Genomic DNA, 19,521 nt, shown 5'->3' on the forward strand with positions numbered 1-19,521 from the left:
ATGATCAGCACCCTCCTGTCCCAGCCGCAGCCCGGGCCGGACGGTGGACCCACCCACCGGATCGCGTACGGTGCCGACTACAACCCCGACCAGTGGCCGCGCGAGGTCTGGGACGAGGACGTCCGGCTGATGCTCGAGGCCGGCGTCAACATCGTCTCCCTGGCGATCTTCTCCTGGGCCCGGATCCAGCCGGCCGAGGACCGGTGGGACTTCGGCTGGCTCGACGAGGTCATGGACCTGCTGCACGCCCACGGGATCGGCGTCGACCTGGCCACCGCCACCGCCTCACCGCCGCCGTGGCTCACCACCGCCCACCCGGAGATCCTGCCCGTCACCGCCTCCGGGGAGACCCTGTCGCCGGGCGCGCGCCAGCACTGGCGCCCCACCTCGCCGGTCTTCCGGACCCACGCGCTGCGCCTGGTGACGGCCCTCGCCACACGCTACGCGGACCACCCCGCCCTGGTCGCCTGGCACATCTCCAACGAGCTCGGCTGCCACAACGTCCACGACTACTCCGACGACGCCGCCCGTGCCTTCCGGGACTGGCTGCGCGCCCGCTACGAAACCCTCGACCGCCTCAACGAGGCCTGGGGCACCGCCTTCTGGTCCCAGCGCTACAGCGACTGGCAGCAGATCCTGCCGCCCCGGCTGGCCGCCTCCCACCCCAACCCGACGCAGCAGCTGGACTTCAAACGCTTCTCCTCGGACGCGCTGAAGGAGCATCTGCGCGCGGAACGCGACATCCTGCGCCGGCTCACCCCGCATGTTCCCGTCACCACCAACTTCATGGTGATGCCCGGCATCAAGGGCATGAACTACGCCGACTGGGCCGACGAGATCGACTTCGTCTCCAACGACCACTACACCCACCCGGGCCCGCAGGCGCAGGACGAGCTGTCCTTCTCCGCCAACCTCACCAGCGGCATCTCCGGAGGCCGCCCCTGGTTCCTGATGGAGCACTCCACCAGCGCGGTCAACTGGCAGCCGGTCAACCTGCCCAAGGAGACCGGCGAACTGGCCCGCGACTCCCTGCTGCACGTGGCACATGGAGCCGACGCCGTCTGCTTCTTCCAGTGGCGCCAGTCAGCCGCCGGTGCGGAGAAGTACCACTCCGCGATGGTGCCGCACGCCGGCGCCGACAGCGACGTCTTCCGCACCGTCGCGGCGCTGGGCGGGACGCTCCGGGAACTGGCGCCCGTCGCCGGGTCCGTACGGGAGCCGGCACAGGCCGCGATCGTCTTCGACTGGGAGTCGTGGTGGGCGAGCGAACAGGACTCCCATCCCACCTCACGGCTGAACTACCACCAGGAAGCCCTCGACTGGTACTCGGCACTCCTGGACCTCGGCATCCGCGCCGACGTCGTCACCACGGCCACCGACCTCGACCGGTACCGGCTGGTCGTCGCACCGGTCCTGCACATGATTCCCGCGACGCTGGCCAAGCGGCTCACGCGGTACGCCGAGAACGGCGGCCACCTCGTCACCACCTACTTCTCGGGCATCGTCGACGAGAACGACCACGTCTGGCTCGGCGGCTATCCGGGCGCCCTGCGGGACATCCTCGGCATCCGCGCGCAGGAGTTCGCCCCGCTGCCCGACGGTTCGAGCGTCCCCCTGGACGACGGCACCACCGGCACGCTCTGGACCGACCACCTCGCCGTCACCGACCCCGCCACCGAGGTGCTCGCCCGTTACGCCGCCGGCGAGCAGGCCGGACGGCCTGCCGTGACCCGCCGCGCCACCGGCACCGGTTCGGCCGGCTACGTCTCCACCCGGCTCGGCCGGGACGGACTCACCCGGCTGCTGCCCCGGCTGCTCGCCCCCGCGGGAGTCGAGAGCGAGCTGCCGAAGGAGGCCCGCGGCCGTGTGGAGGCGACCGTGCGCACCGCGGACGGCAGCCGCTACCTCTTCCTGGTGAACCGCACCGACGAGCAGGTGACCGTACCGGGACTGGCGGGCGAGGTGCTCGTCGGCGAAGCCGCCGCCCCCGGCGCGCTCGTGGTGGCCCCGCGCGGAGTGACCGTACTGCGGCAGCCCGCCGTCTGACCCTCCCCACCCCGCCCTCCGCCCCTCCGTCCCCTCCCGTCCCTCCGCCACCGCGCCCGGTCCGGCGCCCGAGCGATCAGCGCAACCGGCAGGCGTCACCCCGCCACGCCGTCCGTCGAAGGCCCACCGTCCCACGGGAGACTGAATGGCACGCCGCAGCCGCGCACAACGGTTCCTGGCCGTCCTCGGTACCACCGCCCTGACCACCGCCGTCGCCCTGACGGCCACACCGCCGCCCCAGGCACGGGCGGCCGATGCCACGGCCGTCACGGTACGGCCCGACCCCTCGTACCGGCAGCCCGCCTTCGAAGGCTGGGGCACCAGCCTCGTCTGGTTCGCCAACGCGACCGGCGGCTACCCCGACGAGATACGCGAGGAACTGGCCGAACGGCTCTTCGGAGACGACGGCCTCGCCCTGAACATCGCCCGCTACAACATCGGCGGCGGCAACGCCCCGGACGTCAAGGACTATCTGCGGCCCGGGGGAGCGGTGCCCGGCTGGTGGCGCGCCCCCGAGGGCACGACCCGCGAGGACACCGACTGGTGGAGCGCGGACGACCCCGCCGACTGGAACCCGGACGCCGACCGCGCCCAGCGCTGGTGGGTCGACCGGATCAAGGGCGAGGTCGACCACTGGGAGACGTTCAGCAACTCACCGCCGTGGTTCATGACGAACAGCGGCTATGTGTCCGGCGGCTTCGACTCCCGCACCGACCAGCTGCGCGCGAACTCCGTCGACGACTTCGCCGCCTACCTGGCGGGCGCGACCGAGCGACTGGAGAACGCCCACGGCATCGAGGTCGACACGCTCGACCCCTTCAACGAACCCAACACGTCCTACTGGGGCACGCGCCTGGGCGCCGACGGCGAACCGGTCGGCGGCCGGCAGGAGGGCGCCCACATGGGCCCCGAACTCCAGCAGCGGGTGATCCGCGCCCTGGCACCGGCGCTGCGCAAGTCCGGTACGCACGCCCGGATCTCCGCCATGGACGAGACCAACCCCACCACCTTCGCCCGCAACTGGTCCTCCTACCCGCAGGAGGTGCGCGACCTCGTCCATCAGATGAACGTCCACACCTACGGCACCGGCGGCCGCACCACGGTCCGCGACCTGGCCAAAGCGGCGGACAAACCGCTGTGGATGAGCGAGGTCGGGGGCGACTGGGGCGACGGCCAGGACTTCGAGGACATGTCGCCGGGTCTCGGCCTCGCCCGGCACATCGTCGACGATCTGCGTGAACTGGAACCGCGTGCCTGGGTGTTCTGGCAGCCCGTCGAGGACTACGACAACATGGCGCCGGGCGGCGAGTCGGAGAAGGGCGGCAACTGGGGAAGCATTCAGCTGCCCTTCGACTGCACCGCGGCGGACACCCTGGAGACCTGCCCGATCCGTACCAACACCAAGTTCGACACCGCCCGCAACTTCACCCACTACATCAAGCCCGGCGACCGGCTGGTGAAAGTCGACGACACCTCCAGCGCCGCCGCCGTCAGCAGGACGGGCGACGCCGCCGCCGTCGTCCACGTCAACGACGGCACCGCCCCGCGCACCGTCACCGTCGACCTGTCGAAATTCGGCCGGGTCGACGGTGACGCCACCGTCACACCCGTCGTCACCAGCGCCGAGGGGAAGCTCGTCCGGCACGACGCCGTGCCCGTCACCGGCCGGAGCGCCTCCTTCACCGTGCCCGCCGAGTCGGTGACCACCTTCCTGGTCCACGGCGTGTCCGGTGTCGCGGAGGACGCCCCGCTGGTCCACGAGGGCCGCACCTATCTGCTGACGGGCGCGCAGAGCGGCAAGGCGCTCACCGTCACGGAGGACGGGACCCGGCTCGTCATCTCGACCAAGGGCCAGGACCCGGCCGCGTCGGGGCAGCACTGGCAACTGCGGCCGGCCGCCGGGCCGACCGGCAGCCGGAAGCAGTACGTACTCACCGACGCGGCCGGGGGCAAGCGGCTCGCCGAGCGGGACGGAGCACCCGTCCTCGAACCCGACCTCGGCCGCGGCGACCGAGCCGCCCGATGGATCATGTCGACGACCGGTGACGGCACGTGGACGCTGGTCAACGCGTCCTCCGGCCGTCTGCTCGAAGTGTCCGGCCAGGCCACGCACGACGGAGCGGCCGTCACCGTCTGGCAGCCGAACTCCGGCGCCAACCAGCGCTGGACGGTGACCGACATCGGCTGAGGCACACAGCTGAACGGGACCGGGCCGCAGCCTTCCTCCGCCTGTCCGGAGAGGCTGCGGCCCGTGTTCGTGTGGTCAGGAGAGACTGCAAGCCCGTATTCGTGCTGCCGTGCGAAGCCTCATACCAGAGCGGGACGAATGGCGGGGAACTTTGGCAACTGCCGGTCCGACGTGTTCTCCCGGCGACTACCGTGTGTTGCCGGTGATCGACGGTGGGTTCTCGTTCGCGTGCCCGGAGTCCACCGTGGAGCCATGCCGACCACGGCCGGCCGGATGCCGGACGACAGCACCACGCCGATCCCTGGGGCCCACGTACCGAGGACGCCGATGTCTCAACTACGCGCACCATCCGCGCGGTCCGACCGCCGAGAGGGCGGACGCCACGGCCGGCCAGGCGCCCGCACCCTGTCGATGGCGGGCCGGACGCCGTCCGCGGCCGCGCCACCGGAATCCCGCATACGACCCCGGCTGCTGCGCACCGCGGTCCTGCCGACCCTGGTCGCCGCCCTGAGCGGCGCGATCGCCGTCGTCATCACGCTGCGCGCCGCCACCCCCGAACCAACCGCCGGTCTGTGGCTGGCCCTCACCGCGCCGGCCGCCCTCACCCTGGCCGCCGTGGCCGTCGCCGCGCGCGGCGCCGACCGCACGGCCAGATCCGTGCTCGACCGCTGCTCCGAGCTGCGCCGCACCACCGCCCGGGCCCAGAGCGACCTGCGTACCGTCGTCGACAGGCTCAGGCGCGGCGAGGGACCACCGCCCCGCCCCGCGCCCCCGGAGGGGACACCGGGCGGCGGGGACGAGTTCGACCTCCTCGCACACGAGCTGGCGCGCTCGCACGACGCCGCGCTGACGGCCGTGGTGCAGGCGTCCCGGCTGTCCAGCAGCGTGGGCAATGAACAGAAGGTCGAGGTCTTCGTCAACCTGGCACGCAGACTTCAGTCCCTGGTGCACCGCGAGATCCAGCTCCTCGACGAGCTGGAGAACGAGGTCGAGGACCCGGAGCTGCTCAAGGGTCTCTTCCACGTCGACCACCTCGCCACCCGGATCCGCAGGCACGCCGAGAACCTCGCCGTCCTCGGCGGCGCGATCTCCCGCCGGCAGTGGTCCAACCCGGTCACCATGACGGAGGTGCTCAGGTCCGCGATCGCCGAGGTCGAGCAGTACCCCAGGGTCAAGCTCGTGCCGCCGATCGACGGCACACTGCGCGGACACGCGGTCGCCGACGTGATCCACCTCCTGGCCGAACTCGTCGAGAACGCCACGCTGTTCTCCGCACCGCACACCCAGGTACTGCTGCGCGCCCAGCACGTCACCGCCGGACTCGCCGTCGAGGTCGAGGACCGGGGCCTGGGCATGCCGCTGCCCGAGCAGGACAAGATGAACGCCCTGCTCACCGACCCCGACCAGGTGAACGTCGCCCATCTGCTGCAGGACGGCAGGATCGGCCTGTTCGTCGTCTCCGCGCTCGCCCGCCGCCACGGCATCGCCGTACGGCTCCAGTCGAACATCTACGGAGGCGTCCAGGCCGTGCTCGTCCTCCCGCGAGGTCTGCTCGGTCCCGACCAGGAAGGGGCCGGACAGGCGGAGGGCGCGTCCGCAGTGCCCACGGGCGGTCCCCACATCGCGGCCGTGTCACCGCCCCCATTGCCGCAGCACACGCAGCCGGCCCCGTCGGGGACGCACCTCGCGCAGCCCCGCCCCCTGCCGGAGCAGCGCGAACCGGTCCGCGCCGACGTCGCACCCGGGCCGCTGCCCGTACGGGGCGAGCACCCCGACCGCCCGAATCCCGCCGCGGCCCGCCCCGGCCACCCGCTGCACGAGTCCGCCCCCGAACCCGAGCCGGCCCCCGCCCCGCCGCAGCCGCCCGCCCAGCCCGTCGTGCGCGGCACCATGGGCCGCCCCCAACTGCCCAGGCGCCGTAGTCAGGAGCACCTCGTTCCACAGCTGCGGGACGCCCCCGCCCCGCGCGGGGACGACGAGCCCGCCCTGCACGACCCCGGTCTGATGGCGGCCTTCCAGCGGGGCATCGGCCTCGCGGAGACCCGGCCCGAACGGGAGACACCGCCGTCCGGCCGGACCGATGCCTCGCACCACGAACACACCATCAAGGAGTAGATGCACCATGGCGAGCGATGTGCCGACCGGCCGTGTCTCGGACCTCGACTGGCTGTTGAGCGGTCTGGTCCAGCGTGTCCCGTACACCCGCAGCGCGGTACTGCTCTCCTCCGACGGACTGGTCAAATCGGTTCACGGCCTGGACAACGACAGCGCGGACCACATGGCCGCCCTGGCCTCCGGCCTCTACTCGCTGGGCCGGAGCGCCGGAGCGCGCTTCGGCGAAGGCGGAGAGGTGCGCCAGGTCGTGGTCGAGCTCGACTCCACGCTGCTGTTCGTCTCCACGGCCGGCTCCGGCACCTGTCTCGCCGTGCTCGCGGGCAGCGAGGCCGACGCCGCCGTTCTGGGATACGAGATGATGATGCTCGTCAAGAGCGTGCGCCCCTATCTCACCACCCCGGCCAGACAGCACGCCGGAGCACCGGGCGCCGCGGGACGGTGACCATGCGCTCGCCCAAGGACGGGCCGCTCCTCGACGACGCGGCGGGGCGGCTGATCCGTCCGTACACCGTGAGCGGTGGCCGCACCCGTCCGACGGCCGCCCTGGACCTGCTCTCGATGGTGATCGCGACCGGGACCACGCCGCAGATGCACCTCGGCCCGGAGCACACCACGGCGCTCGGCCTGTGCGACGGACCGATGTCGGTCGCCGAGATCTCCGCGCACCTGCGGCTTCCGGCCGTCGTCACCAAGGTGCTCCTCTCCGACCTGGTGGACTGCGGCGCCCTCACGGCGCGGGCGCCGCGCAGCCACGACACCCCCACGGACCGTTCACTGCTGGAGGCGGTGCTCGATGGCCTACGTCGACGGCTCTGACGCCTACGGCGCCGGGAGCCATGACGAGTTCCCCACCGCGCTCAAGATCCTGATCGCGGGCGGCTTCGGGGTGGGCAAGACGACCTTCGTCGGAGCGGTCAGCGAGATCGACCCGCTCAGCACCGAGGAACTGCTCACCCAGGTCGGCGTGGCGACCGACAGCCTCGACGGCATCGAGTCCAAGACGACCACCACCGTCGCCATGGACTTCGGCCGGATCACCCTCGACCCCCGCCATGTGCTGTATCTCTTCGGCACGCCAGGACAGGAGCGCTTCTGGTTCATGTGGGACGAGCTGTCCGAGGGCGCCCTCGGCGCCGTCGTGCTCGCAGACACCCGCAGGCTGGAGGACTCGTTCTCCGCCGTCGACTTCTTCGAGCGGCGCGGCATCGGATTCGTCGTCGCCGTCAACGAGTTCGACGGCGCCTACCGCTACGAACCGCACGAGGTGCGGGCCGCGATCGACCTCAAACCGGAGGTGCCGGTCGTGCTGTGCGACGCCCGGATCGCGAGTTCCGGCATCGGGACCCTGGTCACTCTGGTCCAGCATCTGCTCACCACAACCGCCGTCGTGCCGGGCCCGGCACCGAGCTATGGAGCACCGACGTGACATACGACCCCACCGGCCATCTGCTGCTGACACCGGTCGACCGAGAAGCACCCGCCAGGGTCCAGCGGCTGCGCCGCCTCGGGTTCGGCGACCGCCCCGACGCGGCCTTCGACGACTTCGCGCGCAAACTGGCCGAGGTGACCCGAGCCCGGTACTCGATGGTCAACTTCATCGACGAGAACCGCCAGTTCTTCGCCGGACTGCACACCCCCTCGGGGATCCACAGCGGCACCGGTCCCGACTCCGCGCCGGACGGCGGCGGGATCAGCCGCTTCATGGCGCGCGACCACGGCTACTGCCCCCATGTGGTGGTGCGCCGCAAGGCGCTGGTCCTGGAGGACGTGTGCGACTACCCGCGCTTCGCGGGCAATCCGGTCGTGGACGAGATCGGCATCCGCTCCTACCTCGGGGCGCCCCTGATCGACCGGACGGGAATCGCGCTGGGGACCATCTGCGTGGTCGACACCGAGCCGAGGCCGTGGGGCCGGGCCGGGCTCGAGACGATCAAGAGGCTCGCGGCGGAGCTGATCGAGCAGATCCACCGCAGGGAGGACGGCCGCATCTGACACACGGCCCCGAGGTGCTCTCGCCCCTGGGAGTCACCGCCCACGGTCTACCCCACCGGGACGATGCGGGCCGCGTCACGGAGCCGCTGAGACCACTGGCCCTTCGACGTTACCAGCGCCACCTCCGCCGGCCGCAGCAGCTGCACGTCCGACGTCCCCGCCGGGGCCGATGCACCACCTGCCCGCAGCAGGCTGAAGTCGAGTCCAGCCGACATGCTGCCCATTGGCGTTTGATTGATCAGGTGTTGTACCTGGTTCCCCGGTCCGTCCTGCCGCACGGCATTCCCCGGATGAGCCTTCCTGTCGCATGCCAACGGCAACGGCTTCCCCGGCATATGGGTCCGGCGGGCTCAGACGCCCGGCGCACCGAGGTGAAGGTCGGCGTGAACGGCGTGCACCGGGCTCGGTCTGTTCCGCCGTGCGCCCTCGCCCATGGGCGGCGATCCGCGGCGAAGGGAGGGCGGGGGAGCCGTACTGGCGCGCAGCACCACCTCGCCTCCCACCCGCACCATCCGTGAGCGCGGCCCCCTCGGCTCCCGCAGGGCGAGCGCCATGACCTCCTGTCCCATGGCGGTGAGCGGCAGCGCGACCGTCGTCAGCGGTGGGGAGAGCTCCCGTACGAGGGGGATGTCGTCGAACCCGGCGAGCGAGATGTCCTCCGGCACCCGTACGCCCTCCTCCCGGAAGGCGGCCAGCGCGCCGACGGCCATCACATCGGTCACCGCGAACACGCAGGTGGGCCGGTTGCCGCGGGCGAGCAGCGTACGGGCGGCCGCGTACCCGCCCTCGCGGGTGAACGGGCCGCGCACGACGCGCTCCGGCGGCAACGCAACGCCGGCGCGCGCCAGTTCGTCCCGGAACCCCGCGAGCCGGTCGGACACGGTGGTCAGCGACGGGGGGCCGGTGAGCACCGCGAATTCCCGGTGGCCCAGGTCGAGCAGCGCCCGGGCCAGCGCCGCGGCGCCGCCGCGGTTCTCCGGCAGTACGGCGTCCACCCGCAGGCTGCGGTGCCGGCTGACCACCGCGACGCGCCCGCCCGCCCGTGCATACGGTTCCAGTTCCGCGGCGAGCGCCCGCTCCCAGGCGCGGTCCTGGAAACCGGAGCCGATCAGCAGGATGGCGCGCGCCCGCTGGGCGCGCAGTGTGGAGACGTAGGCGATCTCGCGGGCCGGCTCGCGGAAGGTGCTGGCGAGCATCACCAGCAGGTCCTTCTCCGCGGCGGCGCGCATCACACCGGCCGCGATCGCCGAGAAGTACGGGTCGCCGACGTCGTGGCAGATCAGGCCCACGGTGTTGCTGGACGCGCTGGCCAGTGCCTGGGCGTGGGCGTTGGGGATGTACCCCAGTTGGTCGGCGGCCGCGCGCACCCGGGTGCGCAGGTCCTCCCGTACCCGGGTGGTGCCGTTCAGGGCGCGCGATGCCGTGGCGAGGGACACTCCCGCCCGGCGGGCGACGGCGTCCAGCGTCACATGAGCCTGTGGTTCCGGTTCACTCACTTGACCTCCCGAAACTTCGGGACGACCTATTGACCGTGCCGAGACGGAGTCATTAGCGTGGCGACACCTTATCAGAAAGCGCTTTCTGAAAGCGTTTTCTCGAATGATCGGCCCCGAACAGCACCGATCCAGGAGTTGACCGTGAGTCAGAGCGCCATCAAGGCATCACCCGCGAAGGTGGCGGGAGTCGACAGGCGTGCGAGGCCGAGCGCGGGGGAGCGGGCGTCACGTCTGCTGGAACAGAGCTGGCGGCCCTTCGCCCTGCTCCTCGCCTGTTTCGCCGCCTGGTGGGTGATCGCCGCCGCCGAACTGGTCGAGCCCTACCTCGTTCCCTCGCCCGGCGCCACGCTGGAGGTGCTGACCGGGAAGGCCGACTACATCTGGCAGCACAGCTGGGTGACCACCTACGAAACGCTCCTCGGCTTCCTGATCGCCGTGGCCGTCGGCGTGTTCGCCGCCGTGGTCATGGTCTACTCGTCCACCGTCGAGAAGACCCTCTACCCGATCCTGCTCTTCGCCCAGGTCGTCCCGAAGATCGCCATCGCGCCGCTGTTCGTCGTCTGGCTCGGCTTCGGCATCGCACCGAAGATCCTCATCGCCGTCCTGATCGCCTTCTTCCCCGTCGTCATCTCCATGGTGACCGGACTCAAGGCGGTCGACCCGGAGATGCTCCAGCTCTCCTCGACCATGGGCGCGAGCCCCTGGCAGACCTTTGTGAAGATCAGGATGCCGGCCTCGCTGCCGCACCTGTTCTCCGGTCTCAAGGTCGCCGTGACCCTCGCCGTGACCGGGGCCGTCGTCGGCGAGTTCGTCGGTGCCAACGAAGGGCTCGGCTACGTGATCCTCCAGGCCAACGGCAACCTCGACACCCCCATGCTCTTCGCCGGCCTGCTCGTGATGTCCCTGATCGGCGTCGTCCTCTTCGTACTCGTCGAGATCGCCGAGCACCTGCTGCTCCCGTGGCACGCCAGCCGCCGCGAGACCGGCGTCACCACCACCTACTGAACGACCACCGGCAACCGACCCAGTCGACGAGAAGGACCCGCCATGACTGCGCGCAGACTGCTTCTGACAGGCCTCGTACCGCTGCTCCTGGTCGCCACGGCCTGCGGTGAGGACGGATCCGACACGACGACCAGTTCCTCGGGCAAGGAGCTGGACAAGGTGACACTGACCCTCAACTGGTACCCGTACGGCGAGCACGCGCCCTTCTACTACGGCAAGCAGCAGAAGATATTCGAGAAGCACGGCATCGACATCGACATCCGGGCGGGCCAGGGCTCCCAGAAGACGGTGCAGGCGACCGGCGCCGGACAGACCGACTTCGGCTGGGCCGACACGCCCGCCCTCCTGTCCGGCATCGACGCGGGCATCAAGGTGAAGAGCCTCGGAGTCTTCCTCCAGACCACGCCGTCCTCGGTGCAGTCCTTCGAGTCGCAGAACATCAAGAGCCCGGCCGACCTCAAGGGCAGGACCATCGCGGGCACCGCGGGCGACGCGCTCTCCAAGACCTTCCCGATCTTCCTGAAGAAGAACGGCCTCGCCGAGTCCGACGTCAAGGTCCAGAACACCGACCCGGCCGGAAAGATCGCCGCGGTGATCTCCGGCAAGACCGACGGCCTGCTCGGATACGCCAGCGACCAGGGCCCGACGATGCAGAACAAGGCGAACAAGCCCGTCTCCTACCTCCGATTCTCGGAGAACGGCCTGAACTTCTACTCCAACGGCCTCCTCGCCGGCCAGGAGATCCTCACCGGCGACAAGGACCTCGCCCAGCGCATGGCGAAGGCCGTCAGCGAGTCGTTCGCCGCCGCCGAGAAGGCGCCGGAGCCCGCCGTGGCCTCGATGGAGGGCGCGAGCGAGCAGCTCCCGCCGAAGGAGGTGCTGGCCGAGCAGTTCGCCACCACGCTGACCCTGCTGCACACCGAGGCGACGCGGGGCAAGGCCCCGGGAGTCAACACGGAGGCCGACTGGCAGCAGACCATCGACGTATTCACCGAGGCCGGACTGGTGAGCAGCCCCAAGGCCGTCGCGGAGTACTGGGACAGCGCGACCGCGCTGAAGGGATGACGGATGCCCAGGAACACCACCGTGCGCAAGCCCGATGTGAGCGCCCCGCAGGACAGCCGGCCGGCAACCGCCCCGGCGGTGTCCCTCAAGGACGTCGCCGTCCGCTTCCGCACCAAGGACCGCGACGTGACCGCGCTGACCGACGTCGGCCTCGAAGTCCCCATGGGCGAGTTCGTCGCCATCGTCGGCCCCTCGGGTTGCGGCAAGTCGACCCTGCTCAAGCTGGTCGCGGGCCTGTTGCAGCCGTCCAGCGGCGATGTGCTGCTGAGCGGTGAGCGGGTGCAGGGGCCGCGCCACGACATCGGGTACGTCTTCCAGCGCGCGGCGCTGCTGGAGTGGCGCTCCGCGCGCCGCAACATCCTCCTCCAGGCCGAGATGCGCAAGATGCCCGCGGAGCCGGCGCGCCGGCGTGTCGACGAGCTGATCGCGATGACCGGCCTGCGCGGCTTCGAGGACTCCCTGCCGCACGAACTCTCCGGTGGTATGCAGCAGCGCGTCGCGCTGTGCCGCGCGCTGCTGCACGAACCGCCGGTGCTGCTCATGGACGAGCCGTTCGGCGCGCTGGACGCGCTCACCCGCGAGCAGATGAACACCGAACTCAACCGGATTTGGCGGGAGACCGGCACCACCGTGCTCCTGGTCACCCACTCCATCTCGGAGGCCTGCTACCTCGCCGACCGGGTGGTGGTGATGAGCGCCAGGCCCGGCACCATCACCGAGATCATCGAGGTCGGCCTGCCCGCCGAGCGCGATTACACGGAGACGATGGGCCGGCCGGAGTTCCGGGAGGCCACCACCCACATCCGCGGTCTGCTCGGCGCGGCCTCCGCGGCGGACTGACCGGGGGCGAAGGAACTCGTCGGCTTCACTGACGGGCACGAAGAAAACCCGTCGGCTTCACTGACGGGCGCGGCGGAGCCCCGCACCATCCACGGGGGGTGGTGCGGGGCTCTTCCGCCTGACGGGCGTCGGACACCTGTTGGATCCACACGACGCCCGCGTCGTGGGCGCGGGCGATCAAATCGGGCGGAACCGCCAGGTGGAACGAGACTGCTGCGCGAGTTCCTCGACCGGCCCCGGAGCGCTCGTCAGGGGCGGCGGCTCGCAAGGACGCAGAACTCGTTCCCCTCCGGGTCGGTGAGTACGACCCAGCTCTCATCGACCTGGCCGACGTCGGCGCGTCGAGCACCCAGGCCGAGCAGGCGACGGACCTCTTCGTCCTGCTCCCTGTCGGCCGGGTTGACGTCGATGTGGAGCCTGTTCTTGACGGTCTTGCCCTCGGGCACGTGCGCGAACGTCAACGCCGGTGGTACTGGGCCGCGGTGGTTCGCGCCTTCAGGCGTCGCAGGGGGGCCGATGGTGACGATTCCGTCGCCCTGGTCCTGCACCTCGTCGAGGACCGAGCACCAGAAACGGGCGAGAGCGTCGGGATCGGCACAGTCGACCGCAAGCTCGGTGAACTTACTGGCCATGTCAGGACCTCCTGGTCGAGTCGCGTGTCGCCGCCGCACTCGACGGTGGGGCGTCACCGGTCATGTCACAACTCCTTTTACGCGCCGCGCCCGCTCTCCCCGGCCAGATTCGACTTCCGGTACGAGTACCCGAAGTAGATCACCAGGCCGATCACGAGCCACACCGCGAACCGGAGCCAGGTCTGCCACGCGAGGAACGTGATCAGCCAGAGCGAGAACGCGACACCGATCGCCGGCACGAACGGCATCCCGGGGCAGCGGAACTGCCGCGGCAGGTCCGGCTGCCGGTAACGCAGCACGATCACCGCGATGCACACCACGACGAACGCGAGGAGAATTCCGATGTTCGTCAGCTCCGCGGCCTCGCCGATCGGCAGGAATCCGGCGATCAGCGCCGAGCCCGCCCCGACGATCCACGTCACACGCACCGGCACGTGCCGCGTCGGATGGGTCTTCGCGAACCACTTCGGCAGCAGCCCGTCGCGGCTCATCGAGAACCACACGCGGGTCACACCCAGCATGAAGGTGAACATCACGGTGAGGATGCCGATGATCGCGCCCACCGCGATGAGGTTCGCGAGACCGGGCAGCCCCACCGACTCGAAGGCCGTCGAGAAGCCGCTCTCCGGGTCGATCTCCGAGTAGTTCTGCATACCCGTCAGCACCAAGCAGGCCAGCACGTACAGCACCATCGAGATCGCCAGCGAGTACATGATCGCCTTCGGCATGTGGCGCTGCGCGTCCTTGGACTCCTCGGCCGCCGTCGACATGGCGTCGTACCCGAACACCGCGAAGAAGACGGTCGCCGCACCCGTGAACGCCCCGCCGACTCCGTACGGGAAGAACGGGTTGTAGTTGGAGGTGTCGATGTGGAAGAAGCCGACCACGATCACCAGCAGGACGACGAGGACCTTCAGCACCACGACGACCGTCTCGAACCGGGCCGCGTTCTTGATCCCGAGAGTGAGCAGGTACGCGGTGAACAGGCACAGGATCACCGCGAACAGGTCCACCTGGCGCCCTTCGCCCGTGCCCGGCGCGCCCAGCATCCACACGGGCAGGTCCACGCCCAGCGCCCCGAGGAGGAAGCCGAAGTAGCCCGAGATCCCGATGGCCACGACCGCCACGATCGCCGTGTACTCCAGCAGCAGGTCCCAGCCGATGAACCAGCCCGCCAGCTCGCCGAGCACGGCATAGCCGTAGGTGTAGGCCGAACCCGCCTTCGGGATCATGCCCGCGAACTCGGCGTACGAGAAGGCCGCGGCCGCGCTCGCCACTCCCGCGATCAGGAACGAGACGAGCACCGCGGGCCCCGCCGTACCGTTCGCGACCGCGCCGGCGAGGGCGAAGATCCCGGCGCCGATGATGCCGCCGACGCCGATGGCCGTCAGCTGCCCGAGGCCGAGCGTTCTGGTGAGTTGCTCGCTCGGAGCGCCTTCTTCGATCTGCTCGATGGGCTTACGGCGCAGTACGCCCTGCCCCGTCCGGAGCCCTGCCATGTTCACCTCTTCGCAGCCTGCCGGCCGAAGGAGCCCCGCACCGTCCGGTGGACGGTGCGGGGCTCTGCCGTGCGCCCGGTCAGTACCTGAGACCCGCCAGGTACGTGTAGCCGTTCCGCGCGGTGGCGAACGGATCGGCGGGCGCGTCATGCTCCACCAGCCACTGCTTTACACCACCACTGCGGGCGGTGTCGAACATCGCCGCGAAGTCCAGGACGCCGGATCCGACATCGGCGAATCCACCGCTCGGGTCCATGTCCTTGACATGCAGCGCCGGGAAGCGGCGGCGGTGCTCGACGAACAGGTCCTGCGGATCGCTGCCGCCGCCCTTGGCCGCCCAGTAGACGTCCAGCTCGAAACCGACCAGCTCGGGGTCCGTCTCCCGCAGCAGGATGTCGTACAGGTTTTCGCCGTCGACCACCTGGTGGTCCGCGCCGTGGTTGTGGAACAGCAGCGGGCCGAGCCCCGCCTCACGGGCCGCCAGCCCCGCCTTGTTGAACTCCCTCGCCGCTTCGCGGAATCCGGCCGGTGTGTGCATCGCGCCCGGCAGGCTCGGCACCACGATCCACCGGGCGCCGAGGGTGCGGATGTCCTCCAGGGCCTGCGGGAGGCCGCTGCCCCGCACGGTGTCGTAGCCGACGTGCTCCAGGACCGCCCGCAGGCGTGTCTCGTCGAGCATGGAACGGATCGCGGCCGCGCTGTTGCCGTGCCGGCCGCTCACCCCGACCGTCGCGTAACCGATCTGCGCGAGCCGGGCGAGGGTCCCCTTGAAGTCCGCCGCCAGCGGGGTGCGCATGGTGTAGAGGTGCATGCCGATGCCCGAGGGCGGGATGCGGCGGCAGCGCTGTGCGGTGTCGGTGGCGGTGGCGTCCGACTCCGCGGCGTTCGCGGCCGGAGCGGCTGCCGTGATCGCCGCGGCGGAGGCGGCGGCGCCGAGGGCCTTGCCGAGGAATGCGCGTCTTGAGCTCGTGCGTGTGTTCATGCGTGTCTCCTTGAGTCAGCCGACGTCGATACGGGCGAAGCCGGTGGTGGTGTCACCCCGGTCGTCGGTGACCGTCAGACGGGCCGTGTAGCTGCCGGGACGTGTGTAGGTGTGTGCTGCCCTGTCCGTCTCCTCGCCCGCCGGCCGGGTGTTGTCGCCGAAGTCCCAGTGGTACGAGGCCGCGGTCCTGCCCCGGGGCAGCTCGACGCCGCCGGACAACCGGACGGCGAGCGGTGCGTCGCCCGAGGCCGGTGCCGCCGTGACCGTCACCTCGGCACCCTGGCGCTTCTCCACACCGGGCCCGTTGAAGTGCAGCCAGTCCACGGCGAACAGGTCCGGCTTGTCGGCGGTCCACTCCGGATTGACGAAGACCGCGTACAGCTTCGTCGTGCCGCCCGGATCCGCCAGCGCGGTCGTCGGGGAGACGATGTTGCCCCAGCCGCCCGTGGCCGGCACGGTCACCTTGCCGAGCAGCGTGCCGGTCGGCGATCCGGCGCGGAACTCCACGGTGCCGCCGATGCCGGCGGACGCCGCTCCCACGGTGACGGACTCGATGCCCTTGAGGTGCACCGGGTCGAAGCTGATCCAGTCACCGTCCTCGATCTCGGTGAGCCGCTTGCCGCCGGAGGCGTCGCTCCGGCTGCCGACCACGACCCCGTCGTGCGCTCCACCCGTCGAGGACATGTGCTCCGCCTCACGGAAGGCGGTGCGCAGCGTCAGCGACGCGGACCCGGTCAGGGCGGGCACGCCCGGTGCCGCCTCGTCCTCGTACTGGGCGGTGATGCCGTAGTAAAGGTTCTGGCCGGCGCCGTGGCTGTCTCCGGCGTCGGTCACGATCTCGCCGGCGCAGCCCGTGTAGTTGTCCAGCGGGTGCAGATGGGAGTCGTGCCCGAGCTGCGACTGCACGACCACGCGTGAGCAGTCGATCCTGGCACCGTCCTCCTTGTCCTTGACCCTGACGGTGAAGGGGACGGTGTCTCCGAAGCCGAACATCCCCCCGTCCGGGGGCTGCTGGATGGTGACCTCGGGCCGGGTGTTGCCGACGGTGATGTCCTGGACGGCGAGGCCGGTCAGATCGCCGGGGCCGGTGACGGTGAGCCGGGCGGTGAAGCGTCCCTTCTCCTCGTACACATGCGCCGGGTTCGCCTCGGTCGAGTCGGTCGTGCCGTCGCCGTCGAAGTCCCAGGCGTACGTGACGGGCCTGTCGTCCGGCAGTCCGGAGCCCTCGCTGGAGAACTGCACGGTCAGCGGCACGGAACCGCTGTCAGGAACGGCCGTCGCCTTGGCGGTGGGCAGCCGGTTGTCGGCGACGTAGTCGATGCGGTAGACGCCGGAGCCTTCGTTGCTGCCGCCGCGGCCGGTGCCGCTGCCGAGCCCGAAGTCGATGACGTACATCGCGCCGTCCGGTCCGAACTCGGCGTCGAAGGGTTGGTTCCACTTCATGTCGCCGAAGACCGTGTTGATGGAGTGCAGGTCACCCGCCTTCACCGGATCGAAGCGCGGGTCGGTGAAGGTCTGGTCCTGTTGCTGGAAGGAAAACGTCTTGAACCACTTGCGTGTCAGCTCGTAGGTGAACCACTTCCCCTCGAACGCCGCGGGGAACTTGCCCTGGTAGGAGTTGGCCGGGTCGTGGTCGTAGACCGGTCCGCTCATCGGGCCGCCGCCGCCGGTGCCGAGCTCGGGGAACTCCTGCGAGGCGGAGTAGGCGTACCAGACGGTGGCCGGCTGGGCCGGCGGAAGCTTCGTCAGACCGGTGTTGTTCGGCGAGTCGTTGACGAGGTTCGCGCAGTCGAACTTAGGGCCCGACGTCTTCGTCCGGAAGTCGTAGTCGTTGAACGGGGTGTTGTTGCCCACGCAATACGGCCAGCCGAAGTTGCCCGCCTTCGTGATGCGTGTGAACTCGACGGTGCCCTCGGGCCCGCGCTCCGGATCGGCCGCACGGGCGTCGGGGCCGTAGTCGGCGACCATCAGCGCGTCGCTGACCGGGTCGGTGGTGATCCGGAACGGGTTGCGCATGCCCATCGCGTAGATCTCGGGCCGCGTCCTGTCGGTGCCGGGGGCGAACAGGTTGCCCTCGGGCACGGCGTAGGTGCCGTCGTCCTTGGGTGTGATCCGCAGGATCTTGCCGCGCAGGTCGTTGGTGTTGCCCGAGGTGCCCTGGGCGTCCCAGGCGCGGCGGCCGTCACCCTCGTCGATGGGGGTGAAGCCGTCGGAGGCGAACGGGTCGGTGTTGTCGCCGGTCGCGACGTACAGGTGGCCGTCCTTGTCGAAGGCGAGCGAGCCCGCCATGTGCGAGTTGGCACGGCCCTCGCCACGGAAGGTGGGGATGGTCAGCAGGCGCTTCTCGGAGGCCGGGTCGATGGTGTCGCCGGTGACCGTGAAGCGGGAGACGTTGAGCTGTTTCTCGGTCTTGTCGGAGTTCAGCAGATACAGCCAGTGGTTCTCGCCGAAGTCCGGGTCGAGAGCCAGCCCCAGCAGGCCGTCCGACTGGCTCGTCATCTCGGGGGTGTACTCGAAGTCCAGGGCGGTCGTGACCTTCATCGTGGACTGGTCGACGACCTTCACCTTGCCGGTGCGCTCGATGAAGAACACCCGCCGGTCGGGCGCCACGGCCAGTTCGAACGGGTCGGCCAGGTCACTGGTAGCCAGCGGTGTGCGCTGGAAGGCGCCGGTCTTGGTCGCGGTGCAGTCACCGGGCCTGTTGCCCGCCGCCCACTGGATGCCGCCGAGCAGGTGCTTCAGGAAGTCCGGCTCCTGGAAGGCGGACTCGGAGTGGCCGCCGGCGGTGAACCAGGAGCGCCCGCCGTCGTAGTTCTGGCACCAGGACCACGGGTGGTCGACGCCCTCGTCGAGGCCGGTGATCCCGTCGCGCACCTTGATCTGGGCGAGGGTGTGCACCTTGCCGGTCGGGTTGACGCGCCAGTTGTACCACTCCTCCGTGCGCTCCCAGAGCTCCGGAAGTCCCTCGGTGGAGGGGTGGGACCGGTCGAGGACCTTGATCCTGCCCGTCTGCACGGCCGGGTGCTTGTCGAAGATCGCGCCGACCAGGCCCTCGTACCAGCCCCAGTCGCGCTCGCTGGCGGACGCGGCGTGCAGGCCGACCCATCCGCCGCCGCCGCGGATGTACTTCTGCAGTGCTGCCCGCTGGGCGCTGTCGAGCAGATCGCCCGACTCGGGGGTGGAGTTGGTGTTGTTGAAGACGATCGCCTGGAAGCGGGCCAGGTTCTCGTCGGTGAAGGCCGCGGCGTCGTCGGTGGCCTCCACCTCGAAGCCGTTCTCGCTGCCGAGCTTCTCGATGGCCGCTGTGCCGGCGGGGATCGAGTCGTGGTGGAAGTTGGTGACCTTGGAGAAGACGAGCACCCGATAGGGCGCTGCTTCGGCCCGGGGCGACAGCGTCACTCCGAGGCCGAGGAGGAGCGCCAGCAGGGCGGTGATGACGGGGACGGGGGTCAGCGCGGTGCGACGGGCTCTCGGCAGTCCGGACGGCTCGGGCCGTGCCGGCCGTCCGGACTCTCCTGGGCGATGACTGTTCATGGCGCTCCCGGTGCTGGTAGGGCCGGCTGCGGGTTAGAAAGCGCTTTCTGAATCCGCCGCACAGCGTAGGTTCAGCCGTCACGGGGGGTCAATGGGTCGGAAGCGAGCGGTGTGACGCGGACGTTGA

Annotated in this window: 15 protein-coding genes and 1 pseudogene; 10 read left to right on the plus strand and 6 right to left on the minus strand. The window is 70.4% G+C overall.

Going from position 1 to position 19,521, the window contains the following annotated elements:
• From OGH68_RS32975 to OGH68_RS33005, 7 genes are all read left to right on the plus strand, one after another.
• Entirely contained in the window at positions 1–2,046 is a 2,046-nt protein-coding gene (locus tag OGH68_RS32975; protein ID WP_264249085.1) for a beta-galactosidase, read from the plus strand.
• A gap of 145 nt (positions 2,047–2,191) precedes the next feature.
• Positions 2,192–4,234, plus strand: a complete 2,043-nt coding sequence (locus OGH68_RS32980) for an RICIN domain-containing protein (protein ID WP_264249086.1) — start codon at positions 2,192–2,194, stop codon at positions 4,232–4,234.
• Positions 4,235–4,561: 327 nt separating this feature from the next.
• Positions 4,562–6,349: a sensor histidine kinase gene (locus OGH68_RS32985; RefSeq protein ID WP_264249088.1), complete on the plus strand. Its 1,788-nt coding sequence runs from the start codon at positions 4,562–4,564 to the stop codon at positions 6,347–6,349.
• A 7-nt stretch (positions 6,350–6,356) separates the two neighbouring features.
• Positions 6,357–6,791, plus strand: coding sequence for a roadblock/LC7 domain-containing protein (locus OGH68_RS32990; RefSeq protein WP_264249090.1), 435 nt, complete (start codon positions 6,357–6,359; stop codon positions 6,789–6,791).
• Positions 6,792–6,793: 2 nt separating this feature from the next.
• Entirely contained in the window at positions 6,794–7,165 is a 372-nt protein-coding gene (locus OGH68_RS32995) for a DUF742 domain-containing protein (protein ID WP_264249091.1), read from the plus strand.
• Entirely contained in the window at positions 7,143–7,775 is a 633-nt protein-coding gene (locus OGH68_RS33000; protein ID WP_264249093.1) for a GTP-binding protein, read from the plus strand. The genes OGH68_RS32995 and OGH68_RS33000 overlap by 23 nt, the downstream gene beginning before the upstream one ends.
• Positions 7,772–8,341, plus strand: a complete 570-nt coding sequence (locus OGH68_RS33005; RefSeq protein WP_264249094.1) for a GAF domain-containing protein — start codon at positions 7,772–7,774, stop codon at positions 8,339–8,341. The genes OGH68_RS33000 and OGH68_RS33005 overlap by 4 nt, the downstream gene beginning before the upstream one ends.
• A gap of 47 nt (positions 8,342–8,388) precedes the next feature.
• On the opposite strand, the pseudogene OGH68_RS33010 reads toward OGH68_RS33005, so the two are convergent.
• Together OGH68_RS33010 and OGH68_RS33015 are read right to left on the minus strand one after the other, a co-directional pair.
• A pseudogene (locus tag OGH68_RS33010) lies at positions 8,389–8,508 on the minus strand (acyl-CoA dehydrogenase); the annotation flags it as partial.
• Between the two features lie 183 nt (positions 8,509–8,691).
• Complete coding sequence (locus tag OGH68_RS33015; RefSeq protein ID WP_319020283.1) at positions 8,692–9,810, minus strand: LacI family DNA-binding transcriptional regulator; 1,119 nt, start codon at positions 9,808–9,810, stop codon at positions 8,692–8,694.
• Positions 9,811–9,978: 168 nt separating this feature from the next.
• Between OGH68_RS33015 and OGH68_RS33020 the strand changes: the two genes are divergently transcribed.
• From OGH68_RS33020 to OGH68_RS33030, 3 genes are read left to right on the plus strand one after another with little or no spacing between them, the layout of a single operon-like run.
• Positions 9,979–10,842 (plus strand): ABC transporter permease, encoded by an 864-nt coding sequence (locus tag OGH68_RS33020; RefSeq protein ID WP_264249097.1) that lies wholly within the window; start codon positions 9,979–9,981, stop codon positions 10,840–10,842.
• Between the two features lie 42 nt (positions 10,843–10,884).
• A complete protein-coding gene (locus OGH68_RS33025) occupies positions 10,885–11,907 on the plus strand; it encodes an ABC transporter substrate-binding protein (RefSeq protein ID WP_264249098.1) in 1,023 nt (340 codons plus the stop codon).
• Between the two features lie 3 nt (positions 11,908–11,910).
• Entirely contained in the window at positions 11,911–12,747 is an 837-nt protein-coding gene (locus OGH68_RS33030; protein ID WP_264249099.1) for an ABC transporter ATP-binding protein, read from the plus strand.
• 248 nt (positions 12,748–12,995) lie between these two features.
• Here the strand turns inward: OGH68_RS33030 and OGH68_RS33035 are convergent, their stop codons facing one another.
• The 4 genes from OGH68_RS33035 to OGH68_RS33050 form a co-directional block, all read right to left on the minus strand.
• Positions 12,996–13,379: a VOC family protein gene (locus OGH68_RS33035; protein WP_264249100.1), complete on the minus strand. Its 384-nt coding sequence runs from the start codon at positions 13,377–13,379 to the stop codon at positions 12,996–12,998.
• 77 nt (positions 13,380–13,456) lie between these two features.
• Positions 13,457–14,878 carry an amino acid permease gene (locus tag OGH68_RS33040; RefSeq protein ID WP_264249102.1) on the minus strand — a complete coding sequence of 474 codons (1,422 nt, stop codon included), beginning with the start codon at positions 14,876–14,878 and terminating at the stop codon, positions 13,457–13,459.
• A 79-nt stretch (positions 14,879–14,957) separates the two neighbouring features.
• On the minus strand, positions 14,958–15,860 hold the full coding sequence (locus tag OGH68_RS33045; RefSeq protein WP_264249103.1) for a sugar phosphate isomerase/epimerase family protein: 903 nt from the start codon (positions 15,858–15,860) through the stop codon (positions 14,958–14,960).
• Between the two features lie 15 nt (positions 15,861–15,875).
• The gene (locus OGH68_RS33050; RefSeq protein ID WP_264249105.1) at positions 15,876–19,394 is read right to left on the minus strand and encodes a ThuA domain-containing protein; all 3,519 of its coding nucleotides are present in this window, start codon (positions 19,392–19,394) and stop codon (positions 15,876–15,878) included.
• Positions 19,395–19,521: the final 127 nt, after the last annotated feature.

The sequence above is a fragment of the Streptomyces peucetius genome (genome assembly GCF_025854275.1).
GTDB lineage: Bacteria > Actinomycetota > Actinomycetes > Streptomycetales > Streptomycetaceae > Streptomyces > Streptomyces peucetius_A.